Here is a 24691-nt window from a genome sequence, read left to right as displayed (position 1 = left end):
CGGCCCTGGCGCCTATGGCTGGCCCTCGACCTGCTTGGTAGCGGCGGCGGCGAGGTGGGTGGCCGCGTTGATGAGCCAGCGTTCGGGTTCGGCTACCGCCGCGGCGACGCCACCCGCGAGGTTGGCCAAAGCCAGTGCGGTGCGGACCTCGGTGGGGGCGGGTGCGCCCAGCTGGCCGGCGACCAGGAGGACAGGCACGGGGCCGGCCGCGCCGGGCCGGGCGGCAGCCAGGCTCAGGACACCGCCGACCACCTTCCCGGTCAGGGAGGTGGCGTCGAAGCGGCCCTCGCCGGTGATGACGAGGTCTGCCTCGGCCAGGGCGTCCGGCAGGCCGGCGTGCTCGGCGACCGTCGCCGCGCCCGGAACCAGCCGAGCGCCCCAGGCGGCGGCCAGTCCGTAGCCGGTGCCGCCCGCCGCTCCCGCTCCCGGCACGTCTGGGTCGCCGCCGAGCAGGCTGGCCAGCCGCCGCAGGCCCTCGTCGAGCACCGGGACGTCGGCCTTGTCGGCGCCCTTCTGCGGACCGAAGACGGCGGCGGCGCCGCGCGGGCCGCACAGCGGCGCGTCGACGTCGGTCAGGCAGAGCACTCCGCCGGGCGGCGGCGTGCGCAGGCCAGCCAGGTCGACGCCCGCCAATCGGACGAGCGAGCCTCCGCCGGGCGGCAGCATGGCGCCGGTGGCGTCGAGGAACCGGGCGCCCAGCGCCGCGAGCGCGCCGGTGCCGCCGTCGGTCGAGGCGGAGCCGCCGAGGGTGACGATGATCCGGCGGATCCCGGGGTCGTCGAGGGCCGCTGCGAGGAGCTGGCCGAGGCCGAGGGTGTGCGCGGCGCGCGCGTTCCGCCGGTCGCCCATCAGCGGCAGCCCGCTGCCCCGGGCCAGCTCGACCACGGCGGTCCCGTCGGGCAGGGCCAGCCATTCGGCGTCGACCAGCTGGCCGCGCGGGCCCGTCACCGTGGCCGGCCGCCGGCGCGCTCCTGGTACGGCGGCGGCGAAGACGTCGAGCGTGCCCTCGCCGCCGTCCGCGATCGGCAGCCGGACAACCTCGTCCGTCGGCCGGACCGAGAGCCAGCCCTCGGCCAGAGCCGCCGCGACCCGATCGGCCGCCAGCGTTCCCTTGAACGAGTCCGGCGCGATGACGACCTTCAGCCTGTCCGCCACCCCGCCATCATGGCGTGGCCCGGTCGGCCAGGGTTGATCGGCGTCAGGGCTGATCGGCGGCGCCGGCGGTCAGCCGGCCGGAGCCGCGAGCCAGGCGTCGATGCCGGCCAGGGCGGCCGCCTGGACCTCGGCCGGGGCGGCTCCGCCGGTGACGGAGCTGCGAGCGCACGTGGCGAGCAGGTCGTCGCCGAGGCCGAAGGTGTCTCGGCACAGCTCGTACTCCCGCAGGATGCTCGGCCCGAACAGCAGCGGGTCGTCCGCGTTGATCGAGCAGCGCACGCCGGCGGCCAGCAGCTCCGGCAACGGATGCTCGGCCAGCGACGGGACCACGGAGAGCTGCAGGTTCGAGGTCGGGCAGACGTCCAGCACCGTGCCGCGCGCGGCGAGCACCTCGACCAGCGCCGGGTCCTCGACGGCGCGGATGCCGTGCTGCAGCCGGTCGGCGAACAGCACGTCGATCGCGCCGCGGACCGAGGCCGGGCCGTCGAGCTCGCCGGCGTGCGGGGTGGAGAGCAGGCCGGCGTCCTTGGCGTAACGGAACGCGTCGGCGAAGGGCTCCGGCGGGTAGCCGTTCTCGTCGTTGTGCAGGCCGAGCGCGACGACACCCGCGTCCCGGTTGCGGACGGCGAGCTTCGCGACCTCCACGGCCTGTTCCGGCGTGTCGAAGACCCGGTCGACGGCGGCCATCCAGCGGACGGTGACGCCGTGGCGCTCGCCGGCCAGCGCGGAGCGGGCCAGCACGGCTTCCCAGGCGGCCTCGGCGGTACCGAAGACATCCAGGTACGGGTACGGGTAGAAGCTCGGCTCCAGGTAGACGACGCCCTCCTGCGCGGCGTCCTCGACGACCTCGTCGACCAGTCGCTCGAAGTCGGCGACCTCGCGGAACATCGGCAGGATTCCGCCGATCACGACGCCGAAGCCGCCGAACTCGGTGAACCCGGTCGTGGGCGGCGTCGGTACGCCGTTGCGCGCGGCGAGGTCCGCCAGCGTCGACGGCCGCATCCCGAGCTCGAAGTGCAGGTGCAGGTGCCCCTTGGGCAGCGCACGCAGGTCACGCATCGCAGTTCACTCCTCACTGGGCCCGCCGCGCCGGCCGGGACGCCGCTCCGGGGGTCGGCAGTTCGGGCGGCGCCGGCTCGGCGCCGCCGCGCGGCGGCCTGCCTGCGACGACGGTACGGACGAACCCGACGTCCAGGAAGATCGTCCGCTGGGATTTACCGCCGTGACACACGACCGGCCAGACCGGCGGTTGGCTCGGGCCCGAAAAAGTGATATCACTTTGATAGTGGCGCGGCCGGGCTTGCCGGCGGGGCGGTCCCCGCGCCATCGAGATCGAAGGAGATGGCCGCTATGAGCAGCGGTGACGCGCCGCGGGGGCCTGAGGGCCCGGCCGGCGCGCAGGTCCGTCCCGAGCTGGATCCCCGAGAGACGATCGACATGCCGGCCCCGCGGGTGGGTGAGCGGGTGATCACCGGGATCTCCGGCGCCGTGGGGTTCTTCGGCACCCTCGGCGCACTGCTGGTGGCCGCCGGGCTGATCGTGCTGGCCGGCGTGCTGTTCGCGAACGGCGTGGCCGTCGGCGGCACCGCGGCGCTCGTGGTCGGGATCCTGCTCTTCCTCGCGAGCCTGATCTGTTTCGGCGGGCTGACGGCCGTCGCCCCGGGCCAGGCGCGGGTCGTGACCTTCTACGGCCGCTACGTGGGGACGATCCGCCACACCGGCCTGCGCTGGGTGAACCCGCTGACGAGCCGGCGACGGGTCTCGACCCGGATCCGGAACCACGAGACCGGCGTCGCCAAGGTCAACGACGCCGACGGCAACCCGATCGAGATCTCCGCGGTGGTGGTCTGGCAGGTCGCGGACACCGCGCAGGCCGTCTTCGAGGTGGACGACTTCATCGAGTTCGTCGCGATCCAGACCGAGACCGCCGTGCGGCACGTCGCGACGCGCTACCCGTACGACGCGCACGAGACGGGGCAGATGTCGCTGCGCGAGAACGCCGACGAGATCACGGCCATGCTCTCGGTGGAGATCGCCGCACGGGTCGCCTCGGCCGGGGTCCACGTCATCGAGTCGAGGATCACCCGGCTGGCGTATGCGCCGGAGATCGCCCAGGCGATGCTGCGCCGCCAGCAGGCGAACGCGGTCGTCGCGGCCCGGGCCCGGATCGTCGAGGGCGCCGTCGGCATGGTGGAGGCGGCCCTGGCCCGGCTGGAAAGCCGGGACGTAGTCGAGCTGGACGAGGAGCGAAAGGCGACGATGGTCAGCAACCTGCTGGTGGTCCTGTGCAGCGAGCAGTCGACCCAGCCGGTGGTGAACGCCGGGTCGCTCTACCACTAGTCCCGGCCCATGACGGAACGTAAGAAGATCCTGCTGCGGCTTGATCCGGCGGTGCACGACGCACTGGCCCGGTGGGCCGGCGACGAGCTGCGCAGCACGAACGCCCAGATCGAGTTCGTGCTGCGCGGCGCGCTGGCCTCCGCCGGCCGGCTCCCGTCCGCCGTCGGACGGATGCCGCGGCGCGGCCGCCCGCCCGCCGCCGAGGCCAACGGCGCACGGGAACCCGACCCAGCCCTCCCACCCGACCCAGCCCTCGGAGCTGACGACACCGAGGCGCCGGACGACATCACGGACGAGGCGCCCGACGACGGCGCCGGCGAGACCCCGCTCGGCCGCGAGCCCGCACCGGATGCCTGACGGCCTGATGGTGGCGCGTCGCGTCCGTGGCGCACATCCGAACCCGAACCCCCGAACGCCGGACCATCCCGTGGCCCGGACCTCGTGTCCGAGAGGAGCAGGCCGTGGATCTGCCCGACTCGCTGCCGGCCCAGCTGTACCTGCTGACCTACAACCCCGAGAGCGAACGGATGGCCGGCCGGCACAGGTCCGGCTACCTGGGCCCCGGCCTGCGCGCGGCCGCCGTGCTGGAGCTGGAGCGGCGCGGGCGGGTCGCCGTGGCCGACGGAAAGGTCGTGCCAGTCGACCCTGAGCGGCGCGCGGCGGTGGCAGCCGGGCCCGGCCTGGCCGTGCTTCCAGACGATCCGATCCTGACGCGGGTGCTCGACCAGATCGAGGGCTCAGGGCGCCGTCGGTCCCTGCGGCACTGGATCGCCAAGGACAACCGGGTCACGACCCGGTGCGCCCGCGACTATCTGGAGGCGGGCCGCTGGCTACGCGTCGACCGCTACCGGGTGATCGGGCTGATCCCGCGCACGAGCGTGACCGTGCGCGACACCCGGCTGGCCCGGAAGCTGATCGGCGACGTGCGTCAGACGTTGGTAGGCGCGTCGCCGGCGGCCCGCGTCGCCGACCGCGACCGCCAGCTCGCCGCCCTCGGTCTGATCGCCGAGATGGGCGTCCTGTTCTCCAGGCGGGAGCGGCGCGCCCACCGGGACCGGGCGCGCGAGCTCGCGGCGGGCCTCGGGCCGGTCGGCGAGGCGCTGCGCAAGGTCGTCCGGGACCAGAAGGCCGACGCGGCCGCCACTGCCGGCGGCGGCTGAGCCGACCCGGAAGCGGTGGCGTCCGTCTGACGGGCCGAGGCGCGGGTCAGACGGACGGCACGGCCTCGCTGACAGGGGTCGTGGCGGGCGAGGCGTCGCCGCGGGCGGGGGCGTCGAGCCAGCGGGTTCGCATCACCGGGACCCCGGCCAGCAGGACGACGGCGAGCAGGGCGAAGGCCGCGGCGGGATGGTGCAGCAGGCCCTGGACCGCGAGGGACACCACGACGCCGCCGGCGTTACCGGCGAGCCAGACCAGGGCGGCGAGGGTCGCCACGTCGCCACCCTGGCGGTTCTCGGCGACCTCCAGCAGGATCGGCAGGTCGGCGAGCAGCAGCAACCCCATCAGGCAGACCGCGACCGCCGCTGTCGCCACGCCGGGAGCGACGGCCAGCACCGCGCAGCCAACCACCGTCACCCCTACCGACAGCCGGATCACCTCCGTCCGACGGCCGCGCCGGGCGGCCCAGGCCGGCAGCACCGCGGAGCCAGCCGTGCCGGCGGCCACCATCCCGAGCAGGAGCGCCCCGGCCACGCCGGTGGAGACTCCGGCCGGCTTGAGCAGGGCCTGCAGCCAGGTCGTCAGCGCGATGAACACGCCGAAGCCAAGGGTGACGATCGTGACCAGCCGGCGGACGACCTCGTCGGCCCACAGCCGCCGGACCGCGCCGCGCGCGGCCGCCCCGGCGGGGACGAGCTCGCCGCCCCGGGCACCGGCACCGGCACCGGCCAGGGCGGCGAACGGTCCCGGGCGGCGCAACGCCACCAGCACGGCCACCGTCGCGACCACGGTGAGCGCGGCCTGGACGGCGAGCAGCGTCGTCATCCGGCTGGCTCCGACCGCGGCACCGAGCACGAAGGCCGCGATCATGCCGACGAACAGGGAGGCCGAGCCGAGCGCGATCCCCGCGGCCCGGTGCCGGTGCGCGAGGTAGCCGCCGGCCAGCGCCGTGACCGCGTTCAGCACCAGCGGCTGGGCGACGGCGACCAGCAGCTGGCCGGCGATCGCGACGCCGAACCCGCCACCGGCCAGCCGGACGAGGCCGCCGGCCGCGGCGAGCACGGCGCCGACGGCCAGCCACGTCCGCATCGACCGGTCGAGCAGCCGGCCGGCCGGAATCCCGAGCACGACGTACAGCAGCGGGAAGACGTTCGCCAGCCAGCCGATCGCTCCCTCGGAGACGCCGTAGTGCTGGGCGGCGTCGGTGGTGATCGGCGCGAACGTCAGCCAGAGCAGCTGGGTGCAGGCGGCGATCGCCGCGTAGCTCGCCAGCGTTCCCCACCGGCTCGCCGCCCCGTCGCCACCCGTGGCCTGCTGGTTCGTCAACGCGCCTCCCGCACCGCTGTCGTCGCTGCCAGGATGGCTGGCCCGGTCGAAAGCGGTCAATCCGGCCTGATCGACGGCCGGATGGGCGGGGTGACAGGCTAGCTGGGTGCGTGTGGTGCTTGCCGAGGATCTGGCTCTGCTGCGGGATGGACTGATCAGGCTGCTGACGGCCTTCGACTTCGAGGTGGTCGAGTCCGTCGACAACGGGCCGGCGCTGCTGCGCGCGCTGGTGACCCACCGGCCGGACGTCGCCGTCGTGGACGTCCGGCTGCCGCCGACGTTCACCGACGAGGGCCTGCTCGCCGCGATCGAGGCCCGTGGCCAGATCCCGGGGCTGCCGGTGCTGGTCCTGTCCCAGGACGTTCAGCCGGTCTATGCCCGCGAGCTGCTCTCGAGCCCCGGCGGCGGGGTCGGTTACCTGCTCAAGGACCGGGTCGGCGATGTCAGCCAGTTCGTGGACTCGGTGCGCCGGGTCGCGGCCGGCGGATCCGCCATGGACCCGGAGGTCGTGGCCGAGCTGCTGACCAGGCGGTCCCGGGACCAGCCGCTGCAGGCGCTGACGGCCCGTGAGCGCGAGGTGCTCGGGCTGATGGCCGAGGGACGGTCGAACGCGGCCGTCGCCGGCCGGCTGTTCATCACCGAGAAGGCGGTCGGCAAGCACACGAACAACATCTTCGCGAAGCTGGGCCTGCCTCCTTCGGCGGACGACAACCGCAGGGTTCTCGCCGTCCTGGCCTACCTGAACTCCTAGGGCCTGAACTCCAAGGTCCTGGACTCCAAGGCCCGGTCAGGCGTAGGGACGCTCAGGCACCCTCCGCCAGGACCAGCAGCGAGAAGCCGCCGAGCACCCGGGCCGCCAGGTCGGGATTCAGCCGGTGGGCGACCTGACGCGGCACCCGGGCGACCCGGCGCCGGCCGGAGACGGCGAGTTCGACCCCACCGCGGGTGTAGGCCTCGTCGATCACCCGGTAGCCGGCGTCCGCCAGCGTGACGAGCGCGGTCGCGCGGCTGAAGTAGTGCAGGTGGCCGACGCCGCGGCGCGCGCCCAGCAGCGGCTTCGCCCGCAGCACCGTCTGCACCGACATGTCCAGCGGTATGTGGAAGACGAAGGCACCCGCGCGGTCGCGGAAGGTTCGCAGGAATCCGAGATAGTCCTCGACGTGCTCAAAGACGTCGACCATCATCAGCAGGTCGAAATGCTCGTCCGACGCACGTGCGTCGCCAGCGACGAGCTCGACACCATCGCCGGCGTCCTCACTGAGTCCGAGCGGCGCCGCCGCGATGTCGAAACCGACCATCCGGGGTGTTCCAGGAAGATGGTGCGACAACTCGCGCAGCACCCTTCCGGTGCCGCAGCCGACATCGCAGACGGAGTTTGGGTGCAGGTTGTTCCGCTCCAGTATCCGGGCAATCTGGAGTGCTTTCCAGGCGCCGTCGTCGTCGTGCCAGCCCGGGTTCAGGCCCAGATATTCCCCCGATGTGTAGAGCTCCGTCGTACCAGTCACGTGATGCTCCATCCACGATCGGGGCCGGTCACGGCCCGACGGTGAGATCGGGGAGTCGGCCGCTCGCCGGTGCTTGCCCCACCGGCGTCGGCCCAGAATTTAGTGCTACTTCTGCCCGCTGTCACCGACCGTGGCCCGAGGTCGCCATGGTTGTGCAGACCAATGCCGCGAGCCGGCCCGGGCAGAACGAGCCGCGCGCCCCTCTGGCAAATGGAAAATGAACTCGGGTGAGGACTTACCGGTGGAAACAAGAAAGGCGGACAATCCGATTGGTGACCCATGGCCGACCCGCCGGGAAATCAACGTCACCGGTGCCCGGGGAACGGCGTTCAAAATGCTGACCTGTGATCACGTCGAGCGCGGCCTGACCGGGTATCGGTCAGAAGGACTCGAATTCACCGGCCGTCGTGTCCGAACGCCCGCCCCTGGACTGTCGGGCGGCCCTTCGAGCTGCCGGGTCTGGGCCCGCCCCTGACCGGCCCGGCCCTGACCTGGAGGCTGAGCCTGCTGGCTCGGTTCCTCGTTCCTCGCCGGCGGCCTGATCGCGGTCTGCCGTGCCGCCGCGGCGCGCCGGGCGCACGGCAGCCCACCGAGTAGCGCCGCGGCCGGTTCGGCGTCGGAGGTGCCGTGTGCCCGCCAGGCGTCGACGCCTCAGACCCAGCGGTTCATGCCGGTGAGGATGTAGCCGATCTTCAGCCAGGTCTGCCGGCCGACGACGCCGTCGACCCCGATCGGTCCGTAGTACGGCGAGTTCAGCCGTTGCAGCGAACCGACCCGGGCGATGGTCGCCGGGCCGAAGCTGCCGTCCGGGACGAGCCGGTTCGGGTCGCCGGTCGGTGCCTCGTGGCCGAAGATGATGTTCAGCGCGTTCTGCAGGGTGACGACGGCCGAGCCCTTGCTGCCACTGCGCAGCGTCGGCATGTTGACGTAGCGCTGTTGGGCCTGGGACGGGTTGGGGGTGGGCGGCGGGGTGCCGTTCAGCGCCAGCGCGGCCGAGAGGACGTCCTGGCGTCGGTTGGCGCGGATGTCGCCGGGGCAGGAATGGCCGCCCCAGGCGGTGCCGCCCATCCGGTGGGTGCCGATGCCGTACCCGTCGACGCTGTCGGTGATCTCGGCCTTCCAGCCGAACTCGGTCATGCCCCAGGCATAGAACTCGGCGAGCCGCTGGACCTGGATCGGCGAGTAGTCCTCGGTGTCGTAGCCCTCGCATTCCACCGAGATCCAGTACGGGTTGCCGGCGGCCTCGGCCCAGGCCTTGTCGGCGAGGTCGACGTACTGCTCCCAGCCGCCGCCCTTGGACAGCCACAGATGGCTGGACACCTGGGTACTCGGGGTGTTGAACATGCCGTAGAGCGAGCCGTTGCCCTGCTGGACGTGCGGGATGAGGCCGCGCGTCGGCTCGATCATCGTGCCGGAGGTGTTGACGACGGGGCGCCAGGCGGCGGATGGATAACGGGTGGCGGCCACGTCACCGCCCCCGGCGGCCGGACCGAGCCATCGACCCGGAGCTGCCGGCGCCCACGTCGTGCGCGCGGAAGTTGTTCATTATGTCCATTTCTGACCCCTGTTTTGCCGGAGAGCCTCCGCCATGCACGCGATCCCGCGTGACCTCGGGTCGTGTCCGAGTCGCGGCGGGAGAGGCTCATTTCTGCCGCCCTGCCGGGCCGGTCAGGAGACGATGCTGTCGCCGGCCTTGCCAGAAAAGCGCGACTTGCGACTCTCATTCTCTGTGTCCTCTGTCACTCCGGGTCATCGGGCCCGGATGGACCGCGTGTCGAGGCCTTCCGCGCAGCGGCCCTGAAGTGCCGGTGCGGCAGGGCCGGGGCGGCCCGAACGCGGCGGACGAGGGGCACGGCCGGCCGGTCGAGCACCGTCCCGACCGCCCGTCCGCTTTCTAGACTCCGGCCCATGGTTGTGTCGGCTCGTCCAGGTCCTCGTACCGAGGGCGGCGGTGGCGACGACGGCGGAGCGCCGCGCGTCGTCGTGCTGCCGGGCCCGCCCCCCGCGGCGGCGCGGGCGCTGCGGACGGCCGTCTTCGTCGAGGAGCAGGGCGTCCCTGCCGAGCTGGAGCACGACGCGGCGGATCTCGCCGCCGACCACGCCGTCATCTGGGACGAGGCGGGCGGGGCGCTCGCGACCGCGCGGCTGCTGGACCCGGCCGCCATTCCCGACCTCGACCTCGGCCCGGTGCCGGACGAGCCGACAGCGGACGGATCGGCGCCGGTCGAACCGGTGCCGGACGGGCCGGTCGCGGACCGCTTCGGCGAGTCCGTCGGGGTGATCGGGCGGGTCGCGGTCCGGCCGGACGTGCGTGGTCGCGGGCTGGCCAGGGCGGTGACGGTCGCGCTGGAGCGACGCGCGGCCGAGCGTGGCCTGACCGGCATCCGCCTGCACTCGCAGGCGGCCGTGGCCGGGCTCTACCTCGGCCTCGGCTACGAGACCTTCGGGCCGACTGACCGGACCGCGGGCATCGATCATGTCTGGATGCGGCGGTCGATCCTGCCGGGGCTGCGGCCGGTCCAGGACGAGGACGGGCCGGCGGTGCAGGGGCTGATCGGCGCGGCCTGGGCCGAGTACCCGGGCTGCGTCCTCGATGTCGACGGCGAGGAGCCGTGGATGCGTGCCCCGGCGACGGCGTACACCGGCGACCGGGACCCCGCCCGCTACCGCGGCCGCATGTGGGTCGTCGAGGACAAGGTTGACGAGAACAGGGTTGTCGAGGACGAGGACGGCGGGCGGGCTGGCCTGCTCGCCGCCAGCGTCGCGGTGCGCGAGACCGCGCCTGGCTGGGTCGAGCTGAAGTCGCTCTACGTCGCGGCGAGCGCCCGGCGACGCGGGCTCGGTCAGGCCCTCGTCTTCCTGGTGGAGCGGGAGGCCCGGCGCCGGCACGCCCAGGTAGTCGAGCTGTGGTCCGACACCCGGTTCTCGGACGCGCACCGGCTCTACGAGCGGTTGGGTTACCGCAGCGCCGGGCGGACCCGCGACCTCCACGATCTCTCCAACACGACCGAGATCCACTTCACCAAGGATCTACTCGGCGAGTAGGGGTGATCGCCGAGCGTGACGTTTCCCGCGCCTTGAAAGTTTGTTGCGGCCGCTGTCCCGGGAGCACTGCGCATCTGCGTGAGACTTGGGCTATACAGCTTGGGACCTGTTACCTAACTCACCAGTAACCAGCCGGGCAGCCACCGCCGCCCCACTGAACCCCGCCGGGAGTCTGCTCGTGTCCACACCCACAGGTCCCTCCGAGTCGCGTGGACCCACGCCCGGCGGCCGGTCCGGAGCCTTCTGGACGTCAGCCGCCCGGCTGGCGGGTCAGCGCGGTGGCATCGTCGCGGTCATCGCGCTCGTGCTCACGGTGGGGCTGGGCTTCGGCATCTCCCAGCTGAAGTTCAGTACGGACCAGAGCAACTACGTCAACTCGGGCTCGCAGGTGGCGAAGGACAACCACGCCTACCAGTCGCTGTTCGGCGGCGAGTCGATGATCACGGACTTCACGGTCGACCCGGGCAAGAACCTCACTGACCTGTTCACCCCGAACAACCTCAGGGCGTTCGCGGCGGTCACCAAGGAGCTCGAGGCCGACAAGCGGATCGTCGCCGTCGTCACCCCGGTCACCGCGCTGCAGTTCACCCACAACCTGGTCAGCAGCGCGGACGGCAACCCGATCAACAGCCCGGCCGCCAAGATGCTGCTCTCGGCGCAGCAGCGCGACACCGATCCGACGTCACAGGCGACCCGGCTCCAGGACGCGATCAAGACCCTGGGTCGGGTCAACGCGATCCCGCCCGCGCAGCAGACCATCGGCTCCCAGGCCTGGGACAACTTCCTGCTCTACGACAACAGCGGCAAGGTCCGCGAGGCGCTGGTGCCGTTCTTCCCGAACAGCACCAACGCGCAGATGGTGGTCCGCCTCGAGGGCAACGCCTCGATCAAGGACGAGGGCGCTGCGGCGACGCTGGTGCAGGAGGCGATGGCCAAGCAGCACTTCGAGAACGCGCACGTCGTCACGACCGGCGCCTCCGTGCTGCTCAAGGACATCAACGACTACCTGCGCGGGGGCTTCCTGACCCTCGGCGCCATCGCCCTGGCGCTCATGGTCGGCCTGCTGCTGGTCGCGTTCGCGGTGCGCTGGCGGCTGCTGCCACTCGGAGTCGTCGTGGTCGGACTGATCTGGGCGTTCGGCCTCGCCGGCTACCTCGGTATCCATCTGAACGTCGTCACGATCGCCGGCCTACCGGTGCTGCTCGGCGTCGGCATCGACTTCGCGGTCCAACTACACAGCCGGGTCGAGGAGGAGGCACAGCTCGACCGGGCCGACAACCCGGTCGCGGCGACGCTGCGCAACCTGATGCCCGCGCTGCTGCTGGCCACCGTCGCCGCCGTGGTCGCGTTCCTCGCGCTGGAGTTCAACGCCACGCCGATGATCCGCGACTTCGGCGTGCTGCTGGCCATCGGCCTGCCGGTCATCGTGCTCGCGACCGTGCTGCTGACGTCCGCGACGCTGGCGTGGCGGGAGGACAAGCGGCCCACCCAGCCGAAGGACTACACCCGCGGACCGCTCGGGCGGGCGACCGTCGCGCTCGGGTCGCTGCCGCGCCTCGCCGCGCTGCCGCTGGTCGTGATCGCGATCGCGGTCTTCGTCGGCGGGGCGTTTGTCGAGGGCGGCCAGAAGATCCAGACCGACCCGCAGAAGTGGGTCAACCAGGACAGCCAGGTCATCAAGGACCTCGACTACCTGGGCGACCACGCCGGCACCACCAGCGAGCTGGGCGTCTACATCCAGGCGGACAACCTCTTCGACGACAAGACCGCCGCGTTCGTGAACACCGTCGCTCGCGATCAGATCGCGAAGCACCCCGACGTCCTGACCAACGCCTCCAGCCTCGTCACGACCGTCGGCTACCTGCTCGACGTTCCCGGCGCGAAGATGGTGCCGCCGACCGGTGACGACGTGCGGGCCGCCTACGGGGTCGCTCCGGCCGCGATCCGCAGCAGCACGGTCAACCTCAGCTCGCCCGGCGGGACCGCCGGCGCGATGAACCTGATCTTCCAGACCGGCCCGAGCTCGCTGGTACAGCGCGCCGTGGTCGTGAAGGACATCCGCGCGACCGTGCAGCCGCCGGCCGGGGTGCGGGCTACGCCGTCGGGTCTCGCCGTCGTCGGCACCAGCCTGCTGGACAACATCCAGCACAACCGGGCGCTGCTCACCTACTACGCCCTGATCGGCGTCTTCCTGGTCCTGCTGATCCGGTACCTGAGCCTCGTCAAGGCGCTGCTGTCGGTGGTTCCGGTACTGATCGCGGTCGGGCTGACGTCGCTGATCGCGCGGGGATCGGGCCTGGAACTTTCCCCGCTGACGGCCGTGAGCGGTCCGCTGGTCATCGCGCTGTGCACCGAGTTCACCACCCTGATCGTGCAGCGGCATCTGGAGGAACGGGCGCTCGGCCTGGCGCCACGGGCCGCCGTCGACGAGGCGGCCGCGCGTACCGGCCGGGCCTTCCTCGTGTCAGCCGCGGCGGCCGTCGTCGGCATCCTGGTGCTGGCGTTCAGCCCGCTGCCGCTGCTGCGCGACTTCGGCCTGATCGTCGCGCTCAACGTGGCGGTCGCGCTGCTGTCTGCGCTCGTCGTGCTTCCGCCGCTGCTGGTGTGGGCGGACGAGCGCGGCTGGGTGTACCGCCCGAAGGGCGGGGCCGGAAGCGCGGCGGCCGGCCGGGCCACCTCCCCGGCGGACACGCCGACGGGCAGCAGCGTGGCGTAGCGACGGTCGCGTCCGAACGCGGGTCGGCGCCTGCCGCGCGGGCGCGGACCGGGCGCCGACCGGGCGTCGGCTCGATCGGTTCCTGACCAGTTCGCGTCAAGTTTCACCGCTGCCTCAGACGCGGAAGGCCCTGCTAGGGCGGGGAAAATCACGGTCGGCGGCCGGTCCCGACTATGGGGCCGGTCGCCGCTGCGCGCTGCCGAGTGCCGTACCGTGACGCCAGACGGCACGGGCTATGAATCCCTCGCTCGGGCATCGGGCTGTGGTCACAAAGGTCCTAGATCGACCAGGGTCAAAAAGGGTCTCAGGAGCGCGCGCGGAGCGCCGAAGGAGAGAGATGAGCTTCGACTTCAAGGTCGCTGACCTTGCGCTGGCCGAGTTCGGTCGCAAGGAGATCCGGCTGGCCGAGCACGAGATGCCGGGCCTGATGGCGACCCGCGCCGAGTATGCCGCGAGCCAGCCGCTGAGGGGCGCGCGGATCATGGGCTCGCTGCACATGACGATCCAGACCGCCGTGCTGATCGAGACCCTCGTCGCGCTCGGCGCAGACGTTCGCTGGGTCTCCTGCAACATCTTCTCGACGCAGGACCACGCGGCCGCCGCGATCGTCGTGGGCCCGAACGGCACCAAGGACGACCCGCAGGGCATCCCGGTGTTCGCCTGGAAGGGCGAGACGCTGGAGGAGTACTGGTGGTGCACCGACCAGGCACTGGCCTGGCCGGACGGCGGCGCGCCGAACATGATCCTCGACGACGGTGGTGACGCGACCCTCCTCGTCCACAAGGGCGCCGAGTTCGAGAAGGCGGGCGCCGTCCCGGCGACCGACGCCTCGGACTCCGAGGAGTACGCGATCGTCCTGGAGACGCTGCGCACCACGATCGCGGCGAAGCCGGGCCGGTGGACTGCGGCCGCCGAGTCGATCAAGGGCGTCACCGAGGAGACCACCACCGGTGTGCACCGGCTCTACGAGATGCACAAGGGCGGGAACCTGCTCTTCCCGGCGATCAACGTCAACGACTCGGTCACCAAGAGCAAGTTCGACAACAAGTACGGCTGCCGCCACTCGGTGATCGACGGTCTGAACCGCGCCACCGACGTGCTGATCGGCGGCAAGGTCGCCGTAGTCGCCGGCTATGGCGACGTCGGCAAGGGCTGCGCCGACGCGCTGCGCGGCCAGGGCGCCCGGGTCATCGTCACCGAGATCGACCCGATCTGCGCGCTGCAGGCGGCCATGGACGGCTTCCAGGTCACCACGCTGGAGGACGTCGTCGGGATCGCCGACATCTTCGTGACGACCACCGGCAACTTCAACATCATCACCGCCGACCACATGGCCGCGATGAAGCACCAGGCGATCGTCTCGAACATCGGCCACTTCGACAACGAGATCGACATGGCCGGCCTCGCCCGCATCTCCGGGATCGAGAAGGTCAACATCAAGCCGCAGGTCGACGAGTGGGTCTTCCCGGACGGCCACTCGATCCTGGTGCTGGCCGAGGGCCGCCTGATGAACCTCGGCTGCGCCACCGGCCACCCGAGCTTCGTCATGTCGAACAGCTTCACCAACCAGGTGATCGCCCAGATCGAGCTGTTCACCAAGACCGACGAGTACCCGACCGGCGTCTACACGCTGGCGAAGCACCTCGACGAGAAGGTCGCCCGGCTGCACCTCGACGCCCTCGGGGTCAAGCTCACCACCCTCTCCAAGGCGCAGGCCGAGTACATCGGCGTCGCCGTCGAGGGCCCGTACAAGGCTGACCACTACCGCTACTGAGTCCGGGCCGGCGCCGCCCGGCTCCCCAGACTGAACGCGAGGGCCGCTCCTTCAGGGGCGGCCCTCGTCGCTTTCGGCCTACCCCCGGCTACGGCCACCTTTGTGCGGTGCCAGTCGTTCTCGCTGGTCGGGCTAGGCGTGTTGCCTGGCGAATATCTCGAGGACGGAGTCGGCGCTCGGGAAGCAGAGGCCTTCGTGGCCGTCGTCCCAGCGGATCAGGTAGGGCGGTCCGTCCGGCTTGCCGCGGGCCTCCAGCACCACACCGTGTCGCTCTGCCTGGCCTACCGTCCGGCTGCGGACGCAGACCCGGTCTCCTGCGGTCGCATGCATCGCTGCCCCCTCGACTGGTCACCTATCGTCGATAGCTGGTCGTCCCTGGGAACTTGTCCCCTCCATGCGCCCGCTAACCCCAGTCCACGGCCAGCGGTCCGCCATTCTCGCCGCCCGCGCCGCATGCTCTACGGCGACCGTCGACCGCCGTAGGGGAATTTGATCGCCGTTTGCGCCCAGGTGGCTCCAGGTGGCGGTCGGGGCGATCCAGGCGAAATGGCGATCAGCCCCCGGCTGATCGCCATTTCGAGGGAGCACCGCAGCCCGGCGTGGCGTGCGGGAAGGGGCCCGGGGCCACGCCAGGGCCGGGGCCGGCGCCTAGTGCCGCATCTGACAGGGCTGGCCTCGTCCTGAGACCAGCAAGATCGGTGTTTTCGCCCTCGGGTGGCTGTATCCGCAGCGATTTTGTGACCACTTGAGGGCCAAAACGGCGATCATGTCAACGGGCCGACCTTGCTGGGGCCGGGGGCTAGCTGAGGCGCTCGACCAGCATGGCCATGCCCTGGCCGCCGCCGACGCACATGGTCTCCAGGCCGATGGTCTTGTCCCGGGTGCGCAGGCCGTTGAGCAGGGTGGTCAGGATGCGGGCGCCGGTCGAGCCGAACGGGTGGCCGAGCGCGATCCCGCCGCCGTGCACGTTCAGCTTGTCGAAGTCGATGTTCAGCTCGCGGGCCGATGGGATCACCTGGGCCGCGAACGCCTCGTTGATCTCGACCAGGTCGACGTCGCCGATCGTCATCCCGGCCCGGTCGAGGACCTGGCGGACCGCGCCGATCGGGCCGAGGCCCATGATCTCCGGGGACAGGCCGGTGACGCCCGTGGCGATGATCCGGGCGAGCGGGGTCAGGCCCAGCTCGCGGGCCCGGGTGTCACTCATGACCACGACAGCGGCGGCGCCGTCGTTCAGCGGGCAGGCGTTGCCGGCCGTCACCGAACCATCCGGCCGGAAGACCGGCTTGAGCGCCGCCAGCGCCTCCAGCGTGGTGCTCGGCCGCGGGCCGTCGTCGGTCGAGACGACAGTGCCGTCCGGCAGGGTGACCGGGGTGATCTCGCGCTCGAAGAAGCCGTCGGCGATCGCCTTGGCGGCGTTCTGCTGCGAGCGCAGCGCGAACTCGTCCTGGTCTGCCCTGGTCAGGCCGGTGTGCTGGACGACGTTCTCGGCGGTCTGGCCCATGGCGATGTAGATGTCGGGCAGCAGACCGGCCTCGTGCGGGTCCGTCCAGACCGGCGCGCCGGCTTCGGCCCGGGCCTTGGTGCGGGCCTCGGCGTCGGCGTAACGCGGGTTGTGCGTGTCGGGCAGGTTGTCGGCGTTGCCCTTGCCGAAGCGGCTGACCATCTCGACCCCGGCGGACACGAACGTGTCGCCCTCGCCGGCCTTGATGGCGTGGAAGGCCATCCGCGTGGTCTGCAGCGACGAGGAGCAGTAGCGGTTCACCGTCGTGCCGGGCAGGAAGTCGTAGCCGAGCTGGACGGCGACCGCCCGGGCCATGTTGAAGCCCTGCTCGCCGGCCGGCTGGGCGCAGCCGAGCATCAGGTCGTCGATGGTCGTCGGGTCGAGCGCCGGGACCTTGTCGAGGACGGCCCGCACGATGGTGGCCGCGAGGTCGTCGGGGTGCAGGTCCTTCAGCGATCCCTTGAACGCGCGGCCGATCGGGGACCGGGCGGTGGCGACGATGACAGCCTCGGGCACGGGGGACTCCTTCGACGGGCGGTACGCGGGCGGTCGTTCCAGCCGCGGTTGTCGGTCAGGTGCACGTGTCGTTGGAGCGCACCTGCGGGTACGCCGCCCGCGCGTTGGCCGTGACGGTCAGGGCGGGCGCCGGCCGTGCCAGCCAGGGCGGGTGACGGTCAGGGCGGACGACAGCTACCCCGCCCAAGCTAACGCAACTCGCTCATCCGGGCCTCCCTTGTGGACGGCTCCCGATCAAGCTCCCGGGTGACATTCGCCGTCGGCGCCCCTACCTTGATCCGCGCGGGACGAAACGGGTGCGGGGGGTCCGATGGCGCGGGACCGGGACTATGCCGACGACCAGGCCGTGCGGCTGCCGGCCGTGGTCGGCACCGCCGTGGCGCGGCTGCGAGACGCGGCGCTGGCGCTGCGCCGCCTGGCCGTGACGACAGCCACCCTGCTGGAGCCAGTGGCGGAGCTCAACACGACCGACACCTGGTCCTCACCCTGGCAACGGCGTTCGACGGCCCGCGTCGACGCCTGGCAGCAGGCGCTGACGGCCGGCGCCGACGCGCTGGCGCTCCGGTCGGGCTGGTACTCCCGGGTCGCGGACGTCCTCGACGCCGCGACCAGGGCGGTCACCACCGGCTCGACCGACGGCCGGGTCGGCGGTCCAGGCCTCGTCGGAGACGGCAACGCGGCTGAGGGGTCCACCCTGGTGGGGGCCGGCCCGGCCGTGGTCGTGCCCGCGCTGCCGCGTGGCTGGGATTCCCCCGACCTGGCGCTGGTCCGCGCTCTAGGCGCCGGGCTGAGCAGCGACGGCGCCGACCCGGCCGACCCGCCCGGCGGGGACGTCGGCGGGGACGGCCCGGTCTCGTTCGACGCGGGCCGGCTGGGTGCCCTCGCCGGGCGGCTGCGTGCCGCCGGCACCGCCGCGGCCCGGCTCACCGGCGCCGTCGACGCGACCGAGGACCAGGCGCTGCACGCCGCCGTCCTCGCCCTTACCGAGCTCGTCGCCAGCACCGGCGACGGCCTCGGCGGCGCCATCGGGGCCGTCGTCGCGGTCGGGCCGCCGGGATCGTTCCGGGTCGCCGGGCTGGCGGCGGCGACCGACGTGCTCAGGCTCGGCGCGCACGTCGTCGCCGTCGGCGCTCCCCGGCTGGCCGCGTCGCTCGACCGGCGGATGGCGCACTTCGCCGCGGCCGAGGACGCCGTGCGTGCCGGCGGGTTGCTCATCGACCAGCGGGCCTGGTTCGACGACGCCCCGGCCCCGAGCCTTCGGCAGATCAGGTCCGTGGCCGCGGGTCTGGTGGCCCTGATCGGGACGGAGCCGAAGGCGTTGTCGGCCGGTGAGGTGCGCGAGGTGGGCCGGCGGCTGGCCGCGCTGCCGCCTGCGGCCAGGGAGGCGGTGATCAGCCGGTTGCGCGGCGCGCCGCTGGCGGTGTTCGCCGCCGCGGTGACACGGCTGAAGAAGCGACTGGCGGCGCGGACCCGGGCCGAGCTGACCGCGCTGACGGCGGTCGCGGACCTGCTGCTGGCCAGTGCGCCGACGGCGATGCTCGACGAGCTGGTCCGGCTGCTGCCGGACCTCGAGCCCGCCGCGCCGGGCACCGGCGGCCATCGCGGCGGTGCCCCCGGCGCGGACGGGGCCGACGCCGACCGGACCGACGCGGTGGTCCGCGACGGGATCTTCTCCTCCGACGTCGGCCAGGGCGGCGTCGACGACTGCTACCTCGCGGCCGCGCTCGTCGGACTGGCCCGCCAACGCCCGGCCCTGCTGGCCGACGGCATCCGGGAGAACGCCAACGGCACGTTCACCGTCACGCTGTACCGCGACGGCCGGGCCTTCCCCGTCACCGTCACCCGTGACCTGCCCGGCCTAGCTTCCGGTGACGGCCTGGGGGACGCGGCAGGCCGTCCGGCGCGGACCGGGATGGCGGCCTATGACGGCACCGGCCGGCCCGAGCTGTGGGCGGCCGTCTACGAGAAGGCGTACGCCCGGGCACACGGCGGCTACGACTCGATCAACGGTGGCGATCCAGGGGTGGCGACCAGTGACCTGACCGGCCGGCCGCACCGGACGCTCCGGCCCGGGGAGGTGTCCGTCGGCGAGCTGGCGGCCCGGCTGGCGGCCGGGGACGTGGTGATCGTCTCGACCGACGGCGAGGCGCCGCGGGTAGGAAGCGGCCTGGTCGGCCGGCACGCGTACACGGTGCTGGCCGTCGACGTGGCCGGCGGGCGAGTGCAGCTGCGCAACCCGTGGGAGCACCCCGGACGGGAGCTGACCGCCTGGTATCGCTGGGACGACCTGCGTCCTGGCCTGCTCGCCGTCACCCTGACGCCACTGCCCTGACCAGAAGACGAGCGTCCGTTGTTTTGTGATGTCGGTCACAGAGATCGGGCTCTCGGGGGTGGTGAGCGTCAGTTGCCACCTCATGAGTACGAACGAATGTTCGATTCATGTTCGATGGCGACCGGCCCGACGAGGGGTCGCGCGTGCTCGCGCGGTCCGTCATCGGGGGTCCGGCGCCCGCCGACGGGATCGCGGGGCGCGCCCGTCCGCCCGGCTCGATCGACCGGCCGTTGTTCTCGGCTAGCGGCCGAAGTGGCGGGACGCCATGTAGCCGGCGCCCTGCTCCGGCTGGCCGGTGCGGCTCGTCCAGCGCCACTGGACCGAGATCCGGCCGTCGACGTGCCCGGTCACCTTGGGTACTCCGTGTAGCCAGTTCCGCTGCGCCCGGCCGCCGAGGACGAGCAGGTCGCCCGGGCCGGGCGCGAGGTCGAGGAGGCCCGTCGTGTCGGTCGCGTCGTTCAGGATGCGGCGGCCGGAGGGCAGCCGGGCCGGCTTGACGGTCCACGGCCGGCGGGCGCCGAGCGTCAGGATCGCGATCACGGTGTCGTCCAGCCAGCGCAGCTCCTTGTCCCGGTGCATCGCCACCGAGTCGGCGCCGTCGCGGTAGTAGGACAGGCCGAAGCCGTCGAAGGAGATGCCGTAGCGGCGGCGCAGCGCGAGATGGGCGGCCGACAGCTGCGGGTACGGCGGCGGCTGGCCCGGTGGGTACCAGGCGGAAAGCCGCGGCGGGACGACGTACTTCTCATAGCGCCACATGGCGCCCTCGTGCCAGGGTGCCGTGTCGCGGACGTGCTGGTAGAGCTCCTCGGCGCCAGGCAGCCAGCCGCGGCCGACGTCGACCCAGGACCCCTGGTCGAGCCAGTGCCGCTGGACCGGTGCGGCCGCGAGCGCCCTGACGAGCTGGGGCACGGCGGCCGCGGGGTCCTCGTCGGTGCCGGCCACGGCCGCCGGGTCCCGCGGCGTGCCGACGGCTGGAAGCGGCTCGGCCCGGGGCGGATCGGCTCGTTGCGCCTCGTCGGCGGACATGACCCAACGTTACCGACGGGCTCCGTCACCTTCGAGTGGAGGCACCGTTGGCGATCATCGTCTTCTGTGGTCCCGCCGCCCCGTCGAACGGTTTTCGGGAGTGCTGGCGCGGCCTGACGTAGGTGTCAGATTGCGGCCGGGTGGGCTGCGAGAGGGTCGGCGTTTCGCGGCGTCGATGAGTGTCGATGCGGCGCAGGCTCGGACGACTGCTGGAACTCGCGTCACTCGACCGAAGAGAGGCATAAGTGCTGGTAAGGAGCTTGTTGTGCGCGCGCACAGGCATGTTGCCGTGGTGTGTGCCCCTTGGCCGCGAGCCCCTTACCCCTTCGCCGGCAGGGGGTAACGTGCCTGAACCGGCATAGCGAAGGCCGGCCTCGCCATACCCGGCGACGGCCTCCCGGAGACCCATCCGCGACGAGCGCACGACCCTTGACCGGCTGACCGCCCGAGCACGAAAGGCCCGCGGCAGGCCCGCACCCGAGACCGACGGCCCAGACCGTCCACCCGCTCCGTGACCCGCGATACAGCGCCGAGCCGACCCGCCGTCGGCCGATGGCGAGGAACGCGCGATGCACGAGCAGACACGCAGGAAGGAGGCGACGCTCCGTGGAGACCGGCCAGACCGTCAGGACCGACGAGACGATGCGCCAGCTGTCCCTTCCCGGGGTCCTGGTGCTGGTCTCGACGCCCTCCGCCGACCACCTCGTCGCCGACAACGTGGGCTGGCACCGCACAGTGGCCCAGGCCGGGCTGCCTCGCGCGACCAAGCTGGTCGCCCTCGTCCTGTCCAGCCACGTGCAGCCGGCGGATGGCACCGACCCGGACCTGCCGGCCGGCGCCGCCTTCTGCGCGCCCGGGCTGCCCGTCCTCGTGGAGCAGACCGGGTACAGCCGCACGCACGTCCAGCGTCAGCTCGCCAAGCTGCGCGAGCTCGGCTGGCTCAGCACGGTCGGCCGGCCCGCCGCCGGTCGCCCGGCCTGCTTCGTGCTGACTCTGCCGACGGAGGTCGCCCGCTCGGCCGGGGTCGGCCTGGCTGCGCCCGCCCAGGCGTCGGTCGCCGGGCAGGCGCCCGTGCCCGGCCCGGTACCCGCGAGTCACCGGCCGGCCAGGCCTGGCCCGCTGGCCGCGACGGCCCGCGCCGCGATGCAGGGGTGGCGGCCGCTGGACGAGGTCCCGGAACGCGCCGGGTTCCCGCTGCCCGAGCGCACCGCCCCGACGCGGGCGCCCGACGAGGTCGCGGCCTCCGCTGTGGCCGGCTGGCCGAAGTCCCGGCGGGCGGCCGTGGGTGCGACCGAGACGGCCGTCGTCGAGTGGGAAGAGGACGAGGAGCAGGTCACCGAGGAGGACGGCCCGCTGACGGCGACCGGCGACCGACCGCGCGTGATCGTCGGTAGGCACGTCTTCCGGCGCCGTGGCGGGCGGCCGCTGGACAACTCGAAGGCGGCCGTGCGGCGGCGGGCCCAGGTCGTCGGCGCCTTCCTGGGCAGCCGGCCGACCGCGGACGGTCGGGACGACACCCCGCTCGGCCGGCTTGCCGACCAGCTGCTGCCGCCGACTCGGATCATCACCGACGAGACGGTGACGCCGACCCGCATCATCATCGAGGACCGGAACTTCGCGCCTGGGACGGAACCCTTCGAGCCGGCCAGGCCGACCCCGGCCGAGCCTCCGCTCGAGGCCGTGGGCGTGCCGCCGGTCGACGTTGCCGTCGCGAGCGGTCCGCCACCGTCCGCGCCGGAGGCGCCGGCCGTCGCCGAGGCACCGCCTGTAGAGGAGGCGCCGGTCGTCGAGGAGGCGCCTGACCCGGTGGTCGTCGCGGCGCGGCAGGTGGTCACGACGTTGGCCCAGGCGATGCGCTGCGAGCCGGAGATGTTCGACGACTCGGTCGACGGGCTGACGGACATCCTGCGCGAGGGCGGCTGGACCGCGCCGACGCTCGCGACCCACCTCGTGCACATGGTCGTCGGCGGGGTGAAGGTCGGGTCCGACAGCCCAGGGGACAACCTGGCCTGGCGGCTCAAGCACCTGCCGCGGGCCAGCGACCAGTGTCCCTGCGCGGCCTGTCGGAGCTGGCGCAACGCGGTGGCACAGACACCGGCCCAGCCGCGGTCCGACCGGGCGGGCGAGGACAGCCCCGCGCTGCCGGACGTGGCCGAGATCGAACGCGCCGCCGCCCTCGGCGCCGAGCAGGCCGCCTTACTGGCCCGCGCCCGCGCCTCCTGACTCTCGCCCCTGACGTTCACCCTGACGGCCGCCGGGCGGCGGCCGACCCCTCCTGGCCTCCCACCTGACACCGGTTCCGATGGCGAGGGCGGCGGCGGGGGAATGATGGGGTCATGGAAACCGGGGGATCAGGACCGGCCCAGGACGACGACGGTGCGTTCGACGTCGACGTTCTGGTGGTGGGTAGCGGGTTCGGCGGCAGCGTGACGGCGCTGCGCCTAGCCGAGAAGGGCTACCGGGTGACGGTCGTCGAGGCCGGCCGCCGGTTCACCCCGCCACCCGCGGCTGCCGGTGGCCCGGCCGCCGACGACGCCGCCGGCCGGGTGGCCGAGGCGGGCTCGGGTGACCGGCGCCAGGGCGGCGGAGCGTCGCCGTTGCCGCGCAACAGCCTGGACCTGCGGCGATACTTGTGGCTGCCCTGGCTGGGCTGCCACGGGATCCAGAAGATCACGTTGCTGGGCCGGGTGCTGGTGCTCTCCGGTGCCGGCGTCGGCGGCGGCTCGATGGTCTACGCGAACACGCTCTACCGCCCGCTGGAGGCGTTCTACGCCGACCCGCAGTGGGCTGCCCTCGCCGACTGGCGGACCGAGCTCGCGCCCTACTACGACCAGGCCGAGCGGATGCTCGGTGTAGTCCCCAACCCGACGACGACCTACGCCGACGAGGTCTTCCGTTCCGTGGCCGAGGAGATGGGCGTCGGTGACACCTTCCGGCTGGCCGACGTCGGCGTCTACTTCGGGCCCCCTGGCCGGCCCGCCCCGGGGGAGACGGCCGACGACCCGTTCTTCGGCGGCGCCGGGCCACGGCGGACCGGCTGCCTGGAATGCGGCGAGTGCATGAGCGGCTGCCGGCACGACGCCAAGAACACCCTCGACCGCAACTACCTCTACCTGGCGGAGCGGCTCGGCGTCACGGTCGTGCCCGACACCACGATCCGGTCGGTCACCCCGTTGCCCGGCGGCGGATACCAGGTCCTCGGCGAGCCGGCCGGCGCCTGGCCCGCGGTCACCCCGTGGGGCCGCGCGCGGGCACGGCGGCGCGGGCGCGGCTGGCGGGCGGAGCAGGTCGTGTTCGCGGCCGGCGCGCTCGGCACCCAGCGGCTGCTGCTCGCGATGCGCGACGCCGGCCGGCTGCCCGACCTCTCGCCCCGGCTCGGCTACCTGACCAGGACGAACTCGGAGGCCATCCTCGGCGCGACGAAGGTGCGCCCGGATCGGCGGATCACCCACGGGGTGGCGATCACGTCCAGCTTCTATCCGAACGAGCACACCCACGTCGAGCCGGTCCGCTACGGCATCGGCAGCAACGCGCTGGCGCCGCTGGCGTCGGTGATGACGGACGGGGGCGGGCGGGTGCCCCGGTGGCTGAAGTTCCTCGGCGCCTGCCTGCGCCGGCCGCACCTGGCCCTGCTCACCGGGCTGCCGTGGCGGTGGTCCGAGCGGACGATGATCTCCCTTGTCATGCAGTCCCACGACAACTCGCTGATCGTGCGCCGCCGTCGTGGGCCGTGGGGCCTGTCCTGGCTGACCAGCCGCCAAGGCCACGGCGGGCCGAACCCGACCTGGATCCCCGAGGGCAACGACGCGACGCGCCGGGTCGCCGCCCGGCTCGGTGGCCATCCCGCGGGTTCGATCACGGAGCTGGCGAACATCCCGATCACCGCCCACATCCTGGGCGGCGCGGCGATCGGGGAGTCCGTGGAGCATGGGGTGGTCGACGCCTACCAGCGCGTCTTCGGTCACCCGGGCCTGCATGTCGCCGACGGTGCCGCTGTCACCGCGAACCTGGGCGTCAACCCGTCATTGACCATCACGGCGCAGGCGGAGCGAGCGATGGCGTTCTGGCCGAACAGGGGCGAGGGCGACCCGCGGCCTCCGCTCGGCGCGCCCTACCGGCGGATCGAGCCGGTGCCGCCGCGTAACCCGGCCGTTCCGGCCGCCGCCCCCGCCGCGTACCGCCCGACCGGTCTTCCGGTCGTGCCGGTCGGCGATCTGTTCAGGCCGGCTCGGACGACCGGGGCAGCCGAAGGACCCGCACGGGCCTAGGCCTGTGGCTTATAAACAACTACGAG

At 72.8% G+C, this 24691-nt stretch carries 18 protein-coding genes; 10 read left to right on the top strand and 8 right to left on the bottom strand.

The features are described 5' to 3' along the window. Positions 1-12: 12 nt before the first annotated feature. Both I6A60_RS18610 and add read right to left on the bottom strand, forming a co-directional pair. Positions 13-1155, bottom strand: a complete 1143-nt coding sequence (locus I6A60_RS18610) for a glycerate kinase (RefSeq protein ID WP_203020439.1) — start codon at positions 1153-1155, stop codon at positions 13-15. A gap of 69 nt (positions 1156-1224) precedes the next feature. Further along, positions 1225-2214: an adenosine deaminase gene (gene add / locus I6A60_RS18605; RefSeq protein ID WP_203020441.1), complete on the bottom strand. Its 990-nt coding sequence runs from the start codon at positions 2212-2214 to the stop codon at positions 1225-1227. A gap of 291 nt (positions 2215-2505) precedes the next feature. Between add and I6A60_RS18600 the strand changes: the two genes are divergently transcribed. The 3 genes from I6A60_RS18600 (at position 2506) to I6A60_RS18590 (ending at position 4655) form a co-directional block, all read left to right on the top strand. Next, entirely contained in the window at positions 2506-3495 is a 990-nt protein-coding gene (locus tag I6A60_RS18600; RefSeq protein ID WP_203020444.1) for an SPFH domain-containing protein, read from the top strand. A 9-nt stretch (positions 3496-3504) separates the two neighbouring features. Continuing rightward, positions 3505-3852 carry a hypothetical protein gene (locus I6A60_RS18595; RefSeq protein ID WP_203020446.1) on the top strand — a complete coding sequence of 116 codons (348 nt, stop codon included), beginning with the start codon at positions 3505-3507 and terminating at the stop codon, positions 3850-3852. A gap of 104 nt (positions 3853-3956) precedes the next feature. After that, positions 3957-4655, top strand: coding sequence for a GPP34 family phosphoprotein (locus I6A60_RS18590; protein WP_203020448.1), 699 nt, complete (start codon positions 3957-3959; stop codon positions 4653-4655). A 46-nt stretch (positions 4656-4701) separates the two neighbouring features. Here I6A60_RS18590 and I6A60_RS18585 read toward each other — a convergent pair whose 3' ends face one another. Next, the gene (locus I6A60_RS18585; RefSeq protein WP_203020450.1) at positions 4702-5979 is read right to left on the bottom strand and encodes an MFS transporter; all 1278 of its coding nucleotides are present in this window, start codon (positions 5977-5979) and stop codon (positions 4702-4704) included. A gap of 106 nt (positions 5980-6085) precedes the next feature. On the opposite strand from I6A60_RS18585, the gene I6A60_RS18580 reads away from it, so the two are divergent. Further along, positions 6086-6730: a response regulator transcription factor gene (locus I6A60_RS18580; RefSeq protein WP_203020452.1), complete on the top strand. Its 645-nt coding sequence runs from the start codon at positions 6086-6088 to the stop codon at positions 6728-6730. 52 nt (positions 6731-6782) lie between these two features. On the opposite strand, the gene I6A60_RS18575 is transcribed toward I6A60_RS18580, so the two are convergent. Together I6A60_RS18575 and I6A60_RS18570 are read right to left on the bottom strand one after the other, a co-directional pair. Continuing rightward, positions 6783-7484, bottom strand: coding sequence for a class I SAM-dependent methyltransferase (locus I6A60_RS18575; protein ID WP_203020454.1), 702 nt, complete (start codon positions 7482-7484; stop codon positions 6783-6785). A gap of 651 nt (positions 7485-8135) precedes the next feature. Continuing rightward, positions 8136-8951, bottom strand: coding sequence for an N-acetylmuramoyl-L-alanine amidase (locus I6A60_RS18570; RefSeq protein WP_203020456.1), 816 nt, complete (start codon positions 8949-8951; stop codon positions 8136-8138). A 441-nt stretch (positions 8952-9392) separates the two neighbouring features. Between I6A60_RS18570 and I6A60_RS18565 the strand changes: the two genes are divergently transcribed. The 3 genes from I6A60_RS18565 to ahcY all read left to right on the top strand — a co-directional run bounded on the left by I6A60_RS18565 (position 9393) and on the right by ahcY (position 15019). Further along, positions 9393-10529: a GNAT family N-acetyltransferase gene (locus I6A60_RS18565; protein WP_238435720.1), complete on the top strand. Its 1137-nt coding sequence runs from the start codon at positions 9393-9395 to the stop codon at positions 10527-10529. Between the two features lie 178 nt (positions 10530-10707). Continuing rightward, a complete protein-coding gene (locus I6A60_RS18560; protein WP_203020458.1) occupies positions 10708-13245 on the top strand; it encodes an RND family transporter in 2538 nt (845 codons plus the stop codon). 337 nt (positions 13246-13582) lie between these two features. Then, a complete protein-coding gene (ahcY, locus tag I6A60_RS18555) occupies positions 13583-15019 on the top strand; it encodes an adenosylhomocysteinase (protein WP_203020460.1) in 1437 nt (478 codons plus the stop codon). Positions 15020-15151: 132 nt separating this feature from the next. On the opposite strand, the gene I6A60_RS18550 is transcribed toward ahcY, so the two are convergent. Both I6A60_RS18550 and I6A60_RS18545 read right to left on the bottom strand, forming a co-directional pair. Further along, positions 15152-15349 (bottom strand): DUF1918 domain-containing protein, encoded by a 198-nt coding sequence (locus tag I6A60_RS18550; RefSeq protein ID WP_203020462.1) that lies wholly within the window; start codon positions 15347-15349, stop codon positions 15152-15154. 469 nt (positions 15350-15818) lie between these two features. Beyond that, positions 15819-17039, bottom strand: a complete 1221-nt coding sequence (locus tag I6A60_RS18545; protein WP_203020464.1) for an acetyl-CoA C-acetyltransferase — start codon at positions 17037-17039, stop codon at positions 15819-15821. Between the two features lie 310 nt (positions 17040-17349). Between I6A60_RS18545 and I6A60_RS18540 the strand changes: the two genes are divergently transcribed. Further along, positions 17350-19371 carry a C2 family cysteine protease gene (locus I6A60_RS18540; RefSeq protein WP_203055656.1) on the top strand — a complete coding sequence of 674 codons (2022 nt, stop codon included), beginning with the start codon at positions 17350-17352 and terminating at the stop codon, positions 19369-19371. Between the two features lie 240 nt (positions 19372-19611). On the opposite strand, the gene I6A60_RS18535 is transcribed toward I6A60_RS18540, so the two are convergent. Next, on the bottom strand, positions 19612-20397 hold the full coding sequence (locus I6A60_RS18535; protein ID WP_203011697.1) for an alpha-ketoglutarate-dependent dioxygenase AlkB: 786 nt from the start codon (positions 20395-20397) through the stop codon (positions 19612-19614). Positions 20398-21003: 606 nt separating this feature from the next. Here I6A60_RS18535 and I6A60_RS18530 point away from each other — a divergent pair. Together I6A60_RS18530 and I6A60_RS18525 are read left to right on the top strand one after the other, a co-directional pair. Then, positions 21004-22620 (top strand): hypothetical protein, encoded by a 1617-nt coding sequence (locus tag I6A60_RS18530; RefSeq protein ID WP_203011699.1) that lies wholly within the window; start codon positions 21004-21006, stop codon positions 22618-22620. Between the two features lie 113 nt (positions 22621-22733). After that, positions 22734-24665 (top strand): FAD-dependent oxidoreductase, encoded by a 1932-nt coding sequence (locus I6A60_RS18525; protein ID WP_203011700.1) that lies wholly within the window; start codon positions 22734-22736, stop codon positions 24663-24665. The last annotated feature ends 26 nt before the right edge of the window (positions 24666-24691 follow it).

This window comes from Frankia sp. AgB1.9, assembly GCF_016786355.1.
Classification (GTDB): Bacteria; Actinomycetota; Actinomycetes; order Frankiales; family Frankiaceae; genus Pseudofrankia.
This window is presented reverse-complemented; position numbering and strand designations above follow the sequence as displayed.

Coding starts and splice junctions, on each gene's coding strand:
- add (WP_203020441.1), bottom strand. CDS start 2,214: ATGCGTGACCTGCGTGCGCTGCCCAAGGGGCACCTGCACCTGCACTTC.
- I6A60_RS18600 (WP_203020444.1), top strand. CDS start 2,506: ATGAGCAGCGGTGACGCGCCGCGGGGGCCTGAGGGCCCGGCCGGCGCG.
- I6A60_RS18595 (WP_203020446.1), top strand. CDS start 3,505: ATGACGGAACGTAAGAAGATCCTGCTGCGGCTTGATCCGGCGGTGCAC.
- I6A60_RS18565 (WP_238435720.1), top strand. CDS start 9,393: ATGGTTGTGTCGGCTCGTCCAGGTCCTCGTACCGAGGGCGGCGGTGGC.
- ahcY (WP_203020460.1), top strand. CDS start 13,583: ATGAGCTTCGACTTCAAGGTCGCTGACCTTGCGCTGGCCGAGTTCGGT.
- I6A60_RS18550 (WP_203020462.1), bottom strand. CDS start 15,349: ATGCATGCGACCGCAGGAGACCGGGTCTGCGTCCGCAGCCGGACGGTA.
- I6A60_RS18540 (WP_203055656.1), top strand. CDS start 17,350: ATGGCGCGGGACCGGGACTATGCCGACGACCAGGCCGTGCGGCTGCCG.
- I6A60_RS18535 (WP_203011697.1), bottom strand. CDS start 20,397: ATGTCCGCCGACGAGGCGCAACGAGCCGATCCGCCCCGGGCCGAGCCG.
- I6A60_RS18525 (WP_203011700.1), top strand. CDS start 22,734: ATGGAAACCGGGGGATCAGGACCGGCCCAGGACGACGACGGTGCGTTC.